Source organism: Nocardia sputorum (assembly GCF_027924405.1).
In the GTDB taxonomy this organism is placed as follows: Bacteria; Actinomycetota; Actinomycetes; order Mycobacteriales; family Mycobacteriaceae; genus Nocardia; species Nocardia sputorum.
The window spans coordinates 5,651,513-5,666,261 of record NZ_AP026978.1; the positions used below are offsets into that span (position 1 = coordinate 5,651,513).

Consider the following 14,749-nt stretch of genomic DNA (forward strand, 5'->3'; position numbering starts at 1 on the left):
CGGGGCGGCCGAAGGCACGGTAGCCGACGGTTCACTGCCCGGGGCAACCCGCGGTGGCGCCACCGTGACCGGCGCCACCCTGGCTACGCGCTCGGCGCCGAGACCAACCCGAACTCGGCGTCGGAGGCCAGCAGATCGTTGTGCGGCAGCACGCGCACGGTGTAGCCGACCGCGCCGGACAGCGGCAGCGGGGTGTCGACCGTGAACAGCTCCGCGCCGGCATCGGACCCGCTGTGCGTCATCGGGACCGTCGTGGTGTCGGAGAGGTCGTCGGTCGCCGACACCCGGCCCAGCACCGCCTGCACCACCACGTCCGGCACGCTCAATCCACCCAGCTCGACCCGCGCGGTCAGCGACAGCCGCGCCCCGATGACCGGCGTGTCCGGCAATCCCGCGCTGTCCACCTGGATCACCTTGACCGAGGGCCACGCCGACTCGATCCGGTGGCGATACTCGGCGATGGCCCGAGCGACGGCGAAATCGTCGGCCGTCGCCCGCTGATAGGCCGCGGCGGCGGGAGCGTAGTACTCCACCGCGTAATCGCGGACCATCCGGGAAGCCAGGACCTGCGGTCCCAGGGTCTGCAGCGTGTGGCGGACCATCTCGACCCAGCGCACCGGCATCCCGGCCGCGTCGCGCTCGTAGAAGCGCGGCGCCACCGCGCGCTCGAACAGGTCGTAGAGCGCGGCGGCCTCCAGATCGTCGCGGCGGTGCTCGTCCCGGACGCCCTCCGCGGTCGGAATGGCCCAGCCGTTCTCGCCGTCGTACATCTCGTCCCACCAGCCGTCCCGGATGGACAGGTTGAGCCCGCCGTTGAGCGCGGACTTCATGCCGGAGGTGCCGCACGCCTCCAGCGGCCGCAGCGGGTTGTTCAGCCAGACATCACAGCCCCAGTACAGGTAGCGGGCCATCGACATGTCGTAGTCGGGCAGGAAGACGATCCGGTGCCGCACCTCGGGGTCGTCGGCGAAACGCACCACCTGCTGGATGAGCGCCTTGCCGCCGTCGTCGGCCGGGTGGCTCTTGCCCGCCACGACCAGCTGCATCGGCCGCCGCGGGTCCAGCAGCAGGGCGCGCAGCCGCTGCGGGTCGCGCAGCATGAGGGTGAGGCGCTTGTAGGTCGGCACCCGGCGCGCGAACCCGACGGTCAGCACGTTCGGGTCGAAGACGCCGTTCACCCAGCCGAGTTCGGCCTCCGCGGCGCCGCGCGCCAGCCAGGACGCGCGCAGCCTGCGGCGCACCTCGTCGACGAGGATGCCGCGCAGCGTGTTGCGGGTCGACCACAGCTCGGTGAGATCGACGTCGCGCAACCGTTCCCAGCCGCGCCCCTCCTCGACCAGTTCCGCGCCGATGTGCTCGCGCGCCTTGTCCACCCACTCCCGCGCCGCCCAGGTAGTGGCGTGCACGCCGTTGGTGACCGAGCCGATCGGCACCTCCGACGGGTCGAAACCCGGCCACAGCGAGGCGAACATCGACCGGCTCACCGCGCCGTGCAGCTTCGAGACGCCGTTGGCGCGCTGCGCGAGCCGCAGACCCATGTGCGCCATGTTGAAGACCGATGGATCGGCTTCCCGGCCGAGCGCCACGATCCGGTCCACGGAAAGGCCCGGCAGCAAGGCGGATTCGGATTCGCCGTGCGCACCGCCGAAGTAGCGCCGCACCATCGGCATCGGGAAACGGTCGATGCCCGCGGGGACCGGGGTATGCGTGGTGAACACCGTGCCCGCGCGCACGGCGGCGAGCGCGGAATCGAAATCCTGGCCGGCCGCGACGAATTCCCGGATGCGTTCGACACCGAGAAAACCCGCGTGGCCTTCGTTCATGTGGAACACGTCGGGATCGGGCAGCCCGGCGGACGCGGTGAACGCGCGCACCGCCCGCACACCGCCGATACCCGCGAGGATCTCCTGGCGGATGCGGTGTTCCTGGTCGCCGCCGTAGAGCCGGTCGGTGACCGCCCGCAGCTCAGGGTCGTTCTCGGCGATGTCCGAGTCGAGCAGCAACAGCGGAACCCGGCCGACCTGCGCGATCCACACCCGCGCACGCAACACCCTGCGGTCCGGCATCGCCACGTGAATGAGCACCGGCGAACCGTCGGAGGTGAGCGCCCGCAGCGGCAGGCCCTGCGGATCCAGCGCCGGATAGTGCTCGGCCTGCCAGCCGTCCGTCGTCAGGGACTGCCGGAAATACCCCGAGCGATACAGCAATCCCACGCCGATCAGCGGCAGGCCCAGATCGGAGGCTGCCTTCAGGTGGTCACCGGCCAGAATGCCCAGTCCACCCGAGTAGTTCGGCAGCACTTCGGTGACACCGAACTCCATCGAGAAGTAGGCGATGCCCCGCACGCCTTCCTCCCCCGCCCGGCGCTGGAACCAGCCCGGCGCCACCAGGTACTCGCGCAGGTCCGCCGCCGCGGCGTCGACACGGGCGACGTAGTCGGGGTCGGCGGCCAGTTCGTCCAGCCGCGCCGCGGGGACCTCGCCCAGCATCCGGACCGGATCGTGCCCCATTTCCTGCCACCGCCGCGGATCGAGCGCGGCGAACAGGTCCTGGGTCGGCGGATGCCACGACCAGCGCAGGTTCGTGGCGAGCTCACCCAGGGCCGCCAGGCGCTCGGGCAGATGGGCACGGACGGTGAAACGACGCAATGCCTTCATTCGGTAGAACCTACACGGCGCCTGGTGCCCTCGCCCTGCGCGACCACGCCCCGAACAACCTCCCGACCAGCGCGTTTCCGCACCGCGCGGGTCGAAGGAAGCACTTCATCCGAGCGCACGTAACGCTCTCTACCGTCACGGAACGGCCACGGCGGGCGCACCGGCGCCTTCGTCCCCGCTACCCGATCGAGACCCGCGCTCGCTTGTGAACTCCGGAACGCCGGGCAAACCCACAAGCTGTGCGGACCAACCGGCCGCACCAACCGAATCAGTACGGGAGTGATCGAGATGTGGATGACAGCACACCCAAATCGCGCCCGCGATCGGCGCTGGTCGCGCGCTGGAGCAGCGATCACAGGGTTCGGAGCTTTCGCGGCGGCATTCGTTCTCGTCGCCCCCACCGCCGGCGCGGCGGTAACGACGGTGACCGCGAGCCCGGCCCAAGGCATGAGCTTCGGAGTCGGGAACTACGGCACCAATTGCCAGTACCGGGTGACGGCGACGGTGGACAGTTCTTCGTCCGATCCCGTGCAGTTCGCCGATAGTGCGGGAGGCAGCTTCTCGCCGAATCCCGCGACGGTGGTCGGCAACCAGGCCACCACCGTCTGGATCCCCGGCGCGACCGGACAGCACACCATTTCCGCGACGCAAGGCGCCGGCCCCGCCTGGACCTCACCCGCGATGACGGTGGGCAACGGGATGAACCTCGGCTTCGCGTGCCTGGTCATGCCGTAAGCGGCATTTCGTGAATGCCGGGTCGAACGCCGGGCGGCCACCCAGCGCATCATGCCCCACGGCGGTGGCCGCCCGCGCGTCCCGGTCCCGCATCGGCCGCGGGCACGGAAATCGGTGGCCCGAGCGGGGACGAGGTGACAGCATCGGCTGATGCCGCACTGGGTTCACGTCCTCCCGCAGTTCCTGTTGGCCTGCCTGTTCATCGCCGCGCTGCCGGGGCCCGCGACCGCCCTGTTCCTGCAACGCGCCGTCCGGGACGGCCGTACCGCGGGTCTGGCGGCGGTGGCCGGGAACGAGATCGGCGTGCTCGGCTGGACGCTTGCGGGCGGGGCGGGGCTGTCCGTCCTGCTGGTCGCGAACCGGGCCATGCACACGGCCGTGCACGTCGTCGGCGCGCTGGTGCTGATCTGGCTCGGTGTGCAGGCATGGCGCGGCGCCCGCGGCGACGGCGAGTTCGGCAGTGCCATGACGCGTATGCTTCCCGCGGGCCGCACGCCCGCCGCCGCATTCCGCGCTTCGCTCATCTCGATCGCGGCCAATCCCAAGGCGGCGGTCTTCGGGCTCACCGTCCTTCCCCAATTCCTGCCGTCCGACGGTCCGGTGCTGCCGACCGTCGTGATCCTGGCGCTCATCCAATTGGTGGTCGACACCGCGTGGTGCGTCGGCGTGGTCCTGGCCGCCGACCGCGCGGGCGCCTGGCTGCGCCGCACCGGCATCAGGCAGCGAGTAGAGCGCGCCCTCGGCGCGGTGCTGGTAGCGCTCGGACTCGGCCTCGCCGCCGACGCCCGCTGAACCGTCAGCCCAGCTCAGCCCCCGCGACGAGCGGCCGGAACCGGGCTCGAAAATTCTGCGGATCGAGTCCGGAAGGCCGGTTACCGGTAGGTTGGTCCCGTGACCGGCCGCATCGCTATCGATGACACTGCCCCGTCCATCCCAGGCGGCCGGCCCGCCAAGGCGGTGGTCGGCGAGGTATTCCCGGTGCGCACCGTGGTGTGGCGCGAGGGGCACGACGCCGTCGCCGCCACCCTCGTCGTGCGTGCCCCTGGCGCCTCGCGAGTCACCCGCATCCGCATGACGCCGGACTACGAACCCGACGTCTTCAACGCGACCTTCACCCCGAATACGCCGGGCGCGTGGACCTACCGGATCGAAGGCTGGAGCGATCCCATCGCGACCTGGCGCTCGGCGGTCGAGGCGAAACTGGCCGTCGGGCAGAGCGCCGCCGATCTGGCCAACGACCTCGAGCTGGGCGCCCGCCTGTTCGAGCGCGCCGCGCAGGCCGTCCCCAAGAAACAGTTCCAGCGCCTGCGCGCGGTCGCGGCGGCGCTGCGCAGTGACGAACAACTGCCCGCGCGGGTGGCCCCGGCCTTCACCGAAGAAGTCGCCGGGATCCTGCGCGCCACACCGCTGCGCGACCTGGTCACTCGCGGACCCCAGCACACCGTCCAGGTCGAGCGGCACCGTGCGCTCTACGGCTCCTGGTACGAGTTCTTCCCGCGCTCGACCGGCGGCCGCGACGCCGCGGGCAAGCCGGTCCACGGCACCTTCGCCACGGCGGCCGAAGAACTTCCGCGCATCGCCGCCATGGGTTTCGACGTGGTCTACCTGCCGCCGATCCACCCGATCGGCGAAATCAACCGCAAGGGACGCAACAACGCGCTCACCGCGGAGCCGGGCGACGTCGGCTCGCCGTGGGCCATCGGCTCGAAGCACGGCGGTCACGACGCCGTCCACCCGGACTTGGGCACCGAAGCCGATTTCGCCGAATTCGTCCGGAGGGCACGAGAACTCGGCCTGGAGGTGGCCCTCGACCTCGCTTTGCAGTGCGCACCCGATCACCCGTGGGTGCGGGCGCATCCCGAGTGGTTCACCACGCTGCCAGACGGCACCATCGCCTTCGCGGAGAACCCGCCCAAGAAGTACCAGGACATCTACCCGGTCAACTTCGACAACGATCCCGACGGCCTCTACGCCGAAGTGCTGCGGGTGGTCCGGCACTGGATCGGCCTGGGCGTCACCCTCTTCCGCGTCGACAACCCGCACACCAAGCCCGCCGACTTCTGGGAGTGGCTGATCGCGAACGTGTGGCGCACCGACCCGGACGTCATCTTCCTGTCCGAGGCGTTCACCCGCCCCGCCCGGCTCTACGGCCTGGCCCGGCGCGGATTCAGCCAGTCCTACACGTATTTCACCTGGCGTGTGGCCAAATGGGAGCTGACCGAGTTCGGCAACGAACTGGCCGCGAAGGCCGACGAGGCCCGCCCGAACCTGTTCGTGAACACCCCGGACATCCTGCACGAAAGCCTCCAGCACGGCGGGCCCGGAATGTTCGCCATCCGCGCCGTCCTGGCCGCCACCCTCGCGCCGACCTGGGGCGTCTACTCCGGCTTCGAGCTGTTCGAGCATCAGGCAGTGCGCCCCGACAGCGAGGAGTACCTCGACTCGGAGAAGTACGAGCTGCGCCCGCGCCTGTTCGCCGAGGCGCTCGCGCGCGGCGAATCACTGGAACCGTGGCTCACCCGGCTCAACGAGATCCGCCGGGCGCACCCGGCCCTGCAACAGCTGCGCTGCCTGCATTTCCACCACGTGGACAACGACGCGCTGCTCGCCTACTCCAAGATCGACCCCGTCGGCGGCGACGCCGTGCTCGTCGTGGTGAACCTCAACCCCTTCGGCGCCGAGTGGGGCATGCTCTCGCTCGACCTGCCCGCGATCGGCCGCGAATGGCACGACCATCCGGTGGTGTACGACGAGGTCAGCGGCGAAGAGTATCACTGGGCGCAGACCAATTACGTGCGGTTGGACCCCGCCCGCGCCGTCGCGCACATCATCGCCCTTCCCCCCGTGTCGCAGCAGGCGCGCACCGAACTGGCCTACCGCAGGACGCTGCGATGAAGCGCCGCGACCTCATGCTGCTCGCGGCGGGCACCCACACCGACCCGCACACCGTGCTGGGCGCGCATCCCCATCCCGACGGCACGGCCGTGCGGGTACTGCGCCCGCACGCCGAAACCGTGTCGGTGCGCGTCGGCGGCGTCGACCACGCGCTGAAATCCGTGGGTCACGGCGTGTTCGCCGCGGTGCTGCCGTACCCGGAGGTCATGGACTACCGCGTCGTCACGACCTATCCCGGCGGCCAGACCATCGTCAGCGCCGACGGCTACCGCTTCCTGCCCACGCTCGGCGAACTCGACCTGCACCTGATCGGCGAAGGCCGCCACGAACGCTTGTGGGAGGTGCTCGGCGCCCACCCGCGCCGCTACACCACCCTCGACGGCGAGGTGACGGGCACGTCGTTCGCGGTATGGGCGCCGAACGCACGCGGCGTCACCGTCATCGGCGACTTCGACGGCTGGAGCGGCAACACCGCGCCGATGCGCACCTTGGGATCCTCCGGAATCTGGGAAGTCTTCGTCCCGGGTGTCGGGCCCGGGACCAAGTACAAGTACCGGGTGCACGGCGCCGACGGACGGACCGTCGACCACGCCGACCCGCTCGCCTTCGCCACCGAACAACCTCCGGCGACCGCATCGGTGGTCGCCGAGAGCCACCACGCGTGGCACGACCACGCCTGGCTCGAGCAGCGCGCCGCCACCGACCCCACCCGCGCGCCGATGAGTGTCTACGAGGTGCATCTCGGGTCGTGGCGGCCCGGACTCGGCTATCGCGAGCTGGCCGACCAGCTCGCGGAGTACGTAGCGGCGACCGGATACACCCACATCGAATTGCTTCCCATCGCCGAACATCCGTTCGGCGGCTCATGGGGTTACCAGGTCACCTCCTACTACGCGCCGACGGCACGCTTCGGGTCCCCCGACGACTTCCGCGCGTTCGTCGACCGGATGCACGCGGCGGGCATCGGCGTCCTGCTGGACTGGGTCCCCGCCCACTTCCCGCGCGACGAGTGGGCGCTGGCCCGTTTCGACGGCACCCCGCTCTACGAGCACGCCGACCCTCGCCGGGGCGAGCAACTCGACTGGGGCACTTACGTGTTCGACTTCGGCAGGCCCGAGGTGCGCAACTTCCTCATCGCCAACGCTCGCTACTGGATCGAGGAATTCCACGTCGACGGTCTGCGCGTCGACGCCGTCGCCTCCATGCTCTACCTCGACTACTCCCGCGGCGAAGGCCAGTGGGAGCCGAACGTGCACGGCGGGCGGGAGAATCTGGAGGCCGTCGACTTCCTACAGGAACTCAACGAGACCCTGCATCGGCAGCACCCCGGCGTCGTGACGATCGCCGAGGAGTCCACCACCTGGCCCGGCGTCACCCGCGGCACCGACGTGGGCGGTCTCGGTTTCACCATGAAATGGAACATGGGCTGGATGCACGACACCCTCGGGTTCCTCGGACGCGATCCGGTGCACCGCTCCTGGCACCACAACGAGATCACCTTCTCGCTGGTGTACGCCTGGAGCGAGAACTACGTGCTGCCGATCAGCCATGACGAGGTCGTGCACGGCAAAGGCACACTGTGGACCAGGATGCCGGGCGACGATTTCGCCAAAGCCGCCGGCGTGCGGGCGCTGCTGGCCTACATGTGGGCCCACCCGGGCAAACAGCTCCTGTTCATGGGCCAGGATTTCGGCCAATTCCGGGAGTGGTCGCACGATCGCGGCCTGGACTGGCACGAACGGGACAATCCGCTGCACCAGGGCATCACCACACTCGTGCGGGACATGAACGCCGTCTACCGCGCCCATCCCGCCCTGTGGAGCCGGGACACCACCCCGGGCGGCTACGCCTGGATCGAGGCCGACGACCGCACCAACAACGTGCTGGCGTTCCTGCGCTACGGCTCCGACGGCTCCGTGGTGGCCTGCGTCTACAACTTCTCCGGGTCGACCCATGACGCCTACCGGGTCGGCCTGCCGCACCCGGGACGCTGGCTCGAAATCCTCAACACCGACGCGGCGGACTACGGCGGCTCCGGCCTGGGCAACCTCGGCGAAGTGCTGGCGACCGACGAGCCCTGGCACGACCGTCCCGCCTCGGCCGCCGTGACGCTCGCGCCGCACGCCGCGGTCTGGCTGCGCCACCGCTAGGAGCCGCACCGGCCGCTGAGACTCAGTACAGTGCTGCGGCCAGCTTGCGGCGCGCGGCCACGACGAACGGCTCGGCCTGGTCGAACAACTCGAACAACTCGAGCAGACGGGTCCGCGCCCTGGTGCGGTCGTCGCCGGAAGTGCGCTTGACCACGCCGATCAGCCGATCGAAGGCCGCCTCCGGACGCTGCTGGAACAGTTCGAGATCGGCGGCTCGGATCGCGGCGTCGACATTCGACGGGTCCGTGTCCGCCTCCGCGACGGCCGACTCCGGCAGGTCCTGGGCTCGCGCCAGGAAGCGCAGCTGGCGCAACGCGCCCTTGGCCTCCTCGTTCGCCGGCTCGGCGTCGAGAATCGCTTGGTAGGCCGCCTCGGCGCCGGCCAGGTCACCCTGCTCCAGCGCCGCCTCGGCCGCCGCGAAACGCGGATCCTCGGCCGGCTGCTGCGGCTGCCCACCGCCTTCGAGCTTGCCCGCCACCGCGTCCACCACCGCGTTCAGCCACTGCCGCACCTGCGGCTCGGGCTGGGCGCCCTCGAAATCGGCCAGCGGTTGCCCGGCCGCGATCGCGATCACCGTGGGGATGCCCTGTACCCGCAACGCCTGCGCGATGCGCATATTGGCCTCGGCTTCGACCGTGGCCAGATCCCAGGTGCCGCCGTCGGCGGCCACCAGACGCTCCAATGTGCGGACCAGTTCGATGCTGCCCGGGCTGCGCTGCGAGTACAGCACCACCACCACGGGCACCTGCATGGACCGGCGCAGGACCTTGGTCTCGAAATCGGCCTCGGACACCGCGTGGCCGCCACCGGCCGCGGCGCCCGCGCCTCCCGCGGGCTGCTTCAGGCTGGACAGATCCACCGCTCCGGACATGGCGGCGGCGACAGCGGGCGAAGGACGGCGTGCGGCTGGTCGATTCACGACTTCCAGTTTGTCACGACGTGGCGGATACGGGTGCCCCGGACTCGGCCGAACCGGCGTTGCTCAGCTCACCCAACTGCCCCGAACGCACCGCCCACACTTCGAACAGCACGGTGCAGAACGGCGGGATGCTGGACAGCAGCGCCAGCACGGTGGTCTTGGCGCTCCACCCCAGCTCGCGCGCCGCCACGATCGCGGTGATCACGAACAGCACGAACACGATGCCGTGCGTCATGCCGAACACCTTGACCGGCCACAACACCGGCTCGGGAAGCCGTTTGAACACCATGCCGATGATCAGCAGCACCCAGGAGATCGCCTCGAGCACCGCGATGAAACGAAACCGCTTGGCCACCGTGCTCAGGTCGAAGACATTGCCCATGCGCCCATTCTGCCGGATGCACTACACACTGTCGTAGTGAGCTGTGTCTAATTTGCCGTGTTCGATTTGCGGCGCCTGCGGCGCCGCGTGTTCGCGGCCCCCTCTTGGCTCGCGTTCGCGCGACCGCCGCTTGCTCCTTCGTCGCCTACGCGGCGGCCGCGCGAACGCGAGCCGGGCCGCGAACGGCAATGCTCGGTCTCGCTTCGCTCGAAACCTGTAGTCGAGGCGAGCCGGGCACGACCGCGTGCGCACGCAGAACCAGAGGGCGCGACCAACAGACTTCGGTCCCGCCGTCACGCTCCCGGCCGCCGCGCCCCCTCTCGCAGCACACGGCGGACACCGCCCCTCCGCCTACGCGGATAGGCCACTCGGACGCGAGACGGGGCCCGCGAGCTCCGTCTCGCTTCGCTCGATACCCGTAGTCGAAGCGAGCCGGGCAAGACGGCATACAAACACAGAACCAGAACGCGCGACCGACACGCCACGAACTCAGTGGCCGCTCATCGCCGCCACCACGCGATGGCCGTGGAAAGACCGATGGCCGCCCACGTCGGGGCGGCCATCGGCACGACTCGGCGCGGGGCGTCGCCCCGCCGGGGTCAGACGCGGACGATCAGCGCGTCGCCCTGCCCGCCGCCGCCGCAGAGCGCGGCCGCGCCGACCCCGCCGCCGCGGCGCTTCAGTTCCAGCACCAGGTGCAGCAGGATGCGGGCGCCGGACATGCCCAGCGGGTGTCCGATGGCGATCGCGCCACCGTTGACGTTCACCTTCTCCGGGTCGATGCTCAGTTTGCGGGTGGACGCGACGCCGACCGCGGCGAACGCCTCGTTGATCTCCACCAGGTCCAGGTCGGCGGGCGAGATGCCCTCACGCGCGCAGGCTTTGGCGATCGCGTTCGCGGGCTGATCCTGCAGGGTCGAGTCCGGGCCCGCGACCACGCCCGCCGCGCCGATCTCGGCGATCCAGGACAACCCGAGCGACTGCGCCTTCTCCTTGCTCATCACCACAACCGCGGCGGCGCCGTCGGAGATCTGCGACGCGGTCCCCGCGGTGATGGTGCCGTCCTTACGGAACGCCGGACGCAGCTTGGCCAGCGACTCCACCGTGGTGTCGGCGCGAATGCCCTCGTCCGTGGTCACCAGCACCGGATCGCCCTTACGCTGCGGCACCGCGACCGGGACCACCTCGTCGTCGAAGACGCCGTTCTTCCAGGCCGCCGCCGCACGCTGGTGCGAAGCGGCCGCGAACGCGTCCTGATCCTCCCGGCTGATCCGGTCGGTCTCGTTGCGCTGCTCGGTGAGCGCGCCCATGGCCTGGTCGGTGAAGATGTCGTGCAGACCGTCGTAGGCCATGTGGTCGCGCAGCGTCACATCGCCGTACTTGAAGCCCTCCCTGCTCTTCTCCAGCAGGTGCGGTGCCTGGCTCATCGACTCCTGACCGCCCGCGACGACGATCTCGTACTCGCCCGCCCGGATCAGCTGATCGGCCAGCGCGATCGCGTTGATGCCGGACAGGCAGACCTTGTTCAGCGTCAGCGCGGGCACGTCCATCGGGATGCCCGCGGCCACCGCCGCCTGCCGGGCCGGGATCTGCCCCGCGCCCGCGGTGAGCACCTGACCCATGATCACGTAGTCGACCTGGTCGGGCGCGACGCCGCCCTTTTCCAGCGCCGCCTTGATCGCGAACCCGCCCAGATCGGAACCGCTGAAGTCCTTCAGACCTCCGAGCAGCCTGCCGACCGGGGTACGCGCACCGGAGACGATCACGGAAGTGGTCACGACGAGCCTCGCATTCGTAGATCGGACCTGCCCCGCGCCCGCATCGGGCCGCGCGAGAGCAGGTGTTCCTACCCAACGGTAGCGGGTGCGCCTCGCGCGCCCAGTGCCAGGTCGCGCTACTTTCGAAGGGTGAGCAACGTTATCGAACAGTCATCTTTCATCCCGGCGGATTACGTCACCGCGGTCGATCACGTCGGCATCGCGGTGCCGGACCTGGACGCGGCGGTCGCCTGGTATGCCGAGAACCTCGGCATGGTCGAGACCCACCGCGAGGTCAACGAGGCTCAGGGCGTGCACGAGGCGATGCTGTCGCTGCCCGGCGCACCCGACCGCGCCACTGCCCTGCAGTTGCTGGCTCCGCTCAACGCGGAATCCACCATCGCGAAGTTCATCGACCGCAGCGGACCCGGCTTGCAGCAACTGGCCTACCGGGTGACCGACATCGAGGCCGTGTCGGCGCACCTGCGCGCCAAGGGTCTGCGTTTGCTGTACGAGGCGCCACGGCACGGAACGGCCGATTCCCGCATCAATTTCATCCACCCAAAGGATGCTGGAGGTGTGCTGATCGAGTTGGTCGAACCGAACGCGAATGTTACGCACTAGTATCGCCGTCAGGTCGGGAAAACTCGTTGGAATGACATTCGCAGTCGAGTCACCATCGGCTGCCCCCAGGCTGTAGTTTGTGTGCCATGTCGTCACCCGAGTCCGATCGCAATCGCTTCGTTGCACTGCCCTTCACCGTTGTGCGCAAGGGTTATGCGCAAGACGAGGTGCGTAATTACTTCGACCGCTTCGACGCGGAACTGAGAGTCACCGCCACCGACCGCGATGCGGCTGCGGCACAAGCACGTAACCTCGCGAGCCAGCTGGAAGACGCGCGCGACGAGATCGACGAACTCCGCAAGGAGGTCGACCGACTCTCGGTGCCGCCGACCACCGCGGAAGGCATGTCCGACCGCATCTCCCGTATGCTCCGGCTCGCCTCCGACGAGGCGTCCGAGGTCCGTGCCCTGGCCCAGGCCGAGGCCGCGGAGATGGTGTCGATCGCCGAGCAGCAGGCCACCGAGATGCGTGGCAAGTACGAGTCGCTGCTCGCGGAGACCAAGGAGAAGCGCGAGGCGCTCGAAATCGAGTTCGAGCAGACCCTCGCGAACGCACGCACCGAGTCCGCCAAGATCATCGAGGCCGCTCAGGCCGAGGCCGACCGCATCGCGAAGGAAGCCGACGCGAAGCGCAAGGCCACCCAGCAGGACTTCGAGGCCACCATGGCCGAGCGTCGCACCAAGCTCACCCGCGCCATGGAGGAGCTGGAAGCCACCAGCCGCGCCGAGGCCGCCCAGCGGATCAAGGACGCGACCGACGAGGCCAACCGCCTCATCACCTCCGCCACCCAGACCTCCGAGCGCAAGATCGCGCACGCGAAGGAACTGGCCGAGGAGATGCGCGTGCTGCGCGGCCGCGTGCTCGCCCAGCTGCTCGGTATCCGCGGTCAGCTCGACTCGGTGCCCGCGATGCTCGCCGCGGTCAACCGGGAAAGCGAATTGCTGGACGGCGTCCCGGATCAGCGCAAGTCGATCGGCGGCAACACCAAGTCGGTCACCGGTTCCCGGCAGAAGGCGATCCCCGAGGTCGCCACCGAGGACGAGGACATCGACTCGGAGGAACGCGAGAGCGCCGACATCAGCAACTGACGTCGGGCGCAACGGCGACAGTAGCGATATCTCAACCGAATTCACCGAAGGCCGCCCCTGCCAGGGCGGCCTTCCCTAATTCCAGCCTCGGCCGAACCCACACGGCCCCCATGCCATTCGACAGACGCGCGTGGCACTCGTCGAGCGGGTTCTGTGTCGGTCATCTCGTGCAGCCTCCAGGACGACAGCACGCCGCAACGCCAAAGAACGCGACCACCCGTTCGCGACGGCGACGAGCGGCAGCCCACTAAGCCGGTGATGATCAAGGCTCAGAAGGCCGGTGGCCGCGGTAAGGCCGGTGGTTGTCAAGTACGCCGCGCCCCCGGAGGACGCGCTCCCGCACGCGCATCCCCGGATTCCGCGTGCGCACAGCACAGTGGCCGCCGACACCATCCCCACGCGCTCGACACGCCGAGACGACGAGCGCGGGCTTGCGGCATACCTGACGCGGCCCACATGCCCGGCTGGACGAGTCAGGACCACCGACGAGTGATCCGGCGGGTCCGGCGGCCGTTCCAGCAGCCACGATGCCAATGCCGCCGATCGTCCTCTCCGCCGTACGCGGGCCAGGCGACGATGTGAGCGACCCCGGGCGGAATCTCATGGTCACAGCCGGGGCAGCGATAGGTCTTGGTCGCGCGGATGCCCGGGATGGCGCGGACCACATACGTCTCATCACCGTCAGGACCCGATTCGGTGCGTCCGAAAACATCCCCGAGCGGCGCGCCACCCGCTGGCCGGCGGGTGGCGTGGCGATCCGAACGCGGTTTCCGGCGGGGCATGCGACAAGCCTATTACCCGCCCGCGCACGCCCCGCATGCCCCGAACTCAGAACAGGCGGAATTCGTTGCTCTCCGTGCCGCGCAGGGCGTCGTAATCGAGTGTGAGGCAGCGGATACCGCGGTCCTCGGCGAGCGTGCGCGCCTGCGGCTTGATCTGCTGGGCGGCGAAGACGCCCGCGACCGGAGCGAGCAGTGGATCCCGGTTCAGCAACTCCAGGTAGCGGGTGAGTTGTTCGACGCCGTCGATTTCCCCGCGCCGTTTGATCTCCACCGCCACGGTGCCGCCGTCGGCGTCCCGGCACAGCAGGTCCACCGGACCGATGGCGGTCATGTACTCACGACGGATGAGCGAGAAACCGGCCCCGAGCGTATGCACGTGCTCGGCCAGCAGCTCTTGGAGATGAGCCTCCACTCCGTCCTTCACCAAGCCCGGGTCGACGCCGAGTTCGTGTGAAGAGTCGTGTTCGATGTCCTCGATGGTGATGCGGAGTTCCTCACCGGCCTTGTTGGTGACGACCCATAGTGCCTTCGCACCGTCCGGCAGCTGCGCGTCACCGTTGCGTTCTTCCAACCAGCACGGCGGGCTCATCCAGTTCAGCGGCTTGTACGAGCCGCCGTCGGAATGCACGAGCACCGAGCCGTCCGCTTTCATCAGCAGCAGTCTGCGGGCCATCGGCAGATGGGCGGTGAGTCGCCCCACGTAGTCGACCTGACAGCGAGCAATCACTAGGCGCACCCAAGCACTGTAGGCGAGCGGCTC

Annotated in this window: 12 protein-coding genes; 6 read left to right on the forward strand and 6 right to left on the reverse strand. The window is 69.4% G+C overall.

Features of this window, described 5'->3' with window-relative positions; all coding sequences use genetic code 11:
• Nucleotides 1-83 precede the first annotated feature (83 nt).
• Complete coding sequence (glgP, locus tag QMG86_RS25550; RefSeq protein ID WP_281875211.1) at nucleotides 84-2,657, reverse strand: alpha-glucan family phosphorylase; 2,574 nt, start codon at nucleotides 2,655-2,657, stop codon at nucleotides 84-86.
• Nucleotides 2,658-3,080: 423 nt separating this feature from the next.
• Here glgP and QMG86_RS25555 point away from each other — a divergent pair, with 423 nt between their 5' ends.
• From QMG86_RS25555 to glgB, 4 genes are all read left to right on the forward strand, one after another.
• Nucleotides 3,081-3,392, forward strand: a complete 312-nt coding sequence (locus QMG86_RS25555) for a hypothetical protein (RefSeq protein WP_281875212.1) — start codon at nucleotides 3,081-3,083, stop codon at nucleotides 3,390-3,392.
• Between the two features lie 150 nt (nucleotides 3,393-3,542).
• The gene (locus QMG86_RS25560; RefSeq protein WP_281875213.1) at nucleotides 3,543-4,184 is read left to right on the forward strand and encodes a LysE family translocator; all 642 of its coding nucleotides are present in this window, start codon (nucleotides 3,543-3,545) and stop codon (nucleotides 4,182-4,184) included.
• Between the two features lie 99 nt (nucleotides 4,185-4,283).
• Complete coding sequence (locus QMG86_RS25565) at nucleotides 4,284-6,287, forward strand: alpha-1,4-glucan--maltose-1-phosphate maltosyltransferase (protein ID WP_281875214.1); 2,004 nt, start codon at nucleotides 4,284-4,286, stop codon at nucleotides 6,285-6,287.
• Nucleotides 6,284-8,437, forward strand: coding sequence for a 1,4-alpha-glucan branching protein GlgB (gene glgB, locus QMG86_RS25570; protein ID WP_281875215.1), 2,154 nt, complete (start codon nucleotides 6,284-6,286; stop codon nucleotides 8,435-8,437). The genes QMG86_RS25565 and glgB overlap by 4 nt, the downstream gene beginning before the upstream one ends.
• A 22-nt stretch (nucleotides 8,438-8,459) precedes the next feature.
• Here glgB and QMG86_RS25575 read toward each other — a convergent pair whose 3' ends face one another.
• The 3 genes from QMG86_RS25575 to QMG86_RS25585 all read right to left on the reverse strand — a co-directional run bounded on the left by QMG86_RS25575 (nucleotide 8,460) and on the right by QMG86_RS25585 (nucleotide 11,516).
• A complete protein-coding gene (locus QMG86_RS25575; protein WP_281881126.1) occupies nucleotides 8,460-9,308 on the reverse strand; it encodes a tetratricopeptide repeat protein in 849 nt (282 codons plus the stop codon).
• A 61-nt stretch (nucleotides 9,309-9,369) separates the two neighbouring features.
• On the reverse strand, nucleotides 9,370-9,738 hold the full coding sequence (locus QMG86_RS25580; protein ID WP_281875217.1) for a DUF3817 domain-containing protein: 369 nt from the start codon (nucleotides 9,736-9,738) through the stop codon (nucleotides 9,370-9,372).
• Nucleotides 9,739-10,337: 599 nt separating this feature from the next.
• A complete protein-coding gene (locus QMG86_RS25585) occupies nucleotides 10,338-11,516 on the reverse strand; it encodes an acetyl-CoA C-acetyltransferase (protein ID WP_281875218.1) in 1,179 nt (392 codons plus the stop codon).
• Nucleotides 11,517-11,645: 129 nt separating this feature from the next.
• Here QMG86_RS25585 and mce point away from each other — a divergent pair, with 129 nt between their 5' ends.
• Nucleotides 11,646-12,119 (forward strand): methylmalonyl-CoA epimerase, encoded by a 474-nt coding sequence (gene mce / locus QMG86_RS25590; protein WP_281875219.1) that lies wholly within the window; start codon nucleotides 11,646-11,648, stop codon nucleotides 12,117-12,119.
• Nucleotides 12,120-12,205: 86 nt separating this feature from the next.
• Complete coding sequence (locus QMG86_RS25595) at nucleotides 12,206-13,207, forward strand: coiled-coil domain-containing protein (protein ID WP_281875220.1); 1,002 nt, start codon at nucleotides 12,206-12,208, stop codon at nucleotides 13,205-13,207.
• Nucleotides 13,208-13,680: 473 nt separating this feature from the next.
• Here QMG86_RS25595 and QMG86_RS25600 read toward each other — a convergent pair whose 3' ends face one another.
• Together QMG86_RS25600 and nucS are read right to left on the reverse strand one after the other, a co-directional pair.
• On the reverse strand, nucleotides 13,681-13,989 hold the full coding sequence (locus tag QMG86_RS25600) for an Rv1322 family protein (RefSeq protein WP_281875221.1): 309 nt from the start codon (nucleotides 13,987-13,989) through the stop codon (nucleotides 13,681-13,683).
• A 46-nt stretch (nucleotides 13,990-14,035) separates the two neighbouring features.
• Entirely contained in the window at nucleotides 14,036-14,725 is a 690-nt protein-coding gene (gene nucS / locus QMG86_RS25605; RefSeq protein WP_159842722.1) for an endonuclease NucS, read from the reverse strand.
• Nucleotides 14,726-14,749: the final 24 nt, after the last annotated feature.

Coding starts and splice junctions, on each gene's coding strand:
- glgP (WP_281875211.1), bottom strand. CDS start 2,657: ATGAAGGCATTGCGTCGTTTCACCGTCCGTGCCCATCTGCCCGAGCGC.
- QMG86_RS25560 (WP_281875213.1), top strand. CDS start 3,543: ATGCCGCACTGGGTTCACGTCCTCCCGCAGTTCCTGTTGGCCTGCCTG.
- glgB (WP_281875215.1), top strand. CDS start 6,284: ATGAAGCGCCGCGACCTCATGCTGCTCGCGGCGGGCACCCACACCGAC.
- QMG86_RS25575 (WP_281881126.1), bottom strand. CDS start 9,308: ATGTCCGGAGCGGTGGATCTGTCCAGCCTGAAGCAGCCCGCGGGAGGC.
- QMG86_RS25580 (WP_281875217.1), bottom strand. CDS start 9,738: ATGGGCAATGTCTTCGACCTGAGCACGGTGGCCAAGCGGTTTCGTTTC.
- QMG86_RS25595 (WP_281875220.1), top strand. CDS start 12,206: ATGTCGTCACCCGAGTCCGATCGCAATCGCTTCGTTGCACTGCCCTTC.
- QMG86_RS25600 (WP_281875221.1), bottom strand. CDS start 13,989: ATGCCCCGCCGGAAACCGCGTTCGGATCGCCACGCCACCCGCCGGCCA.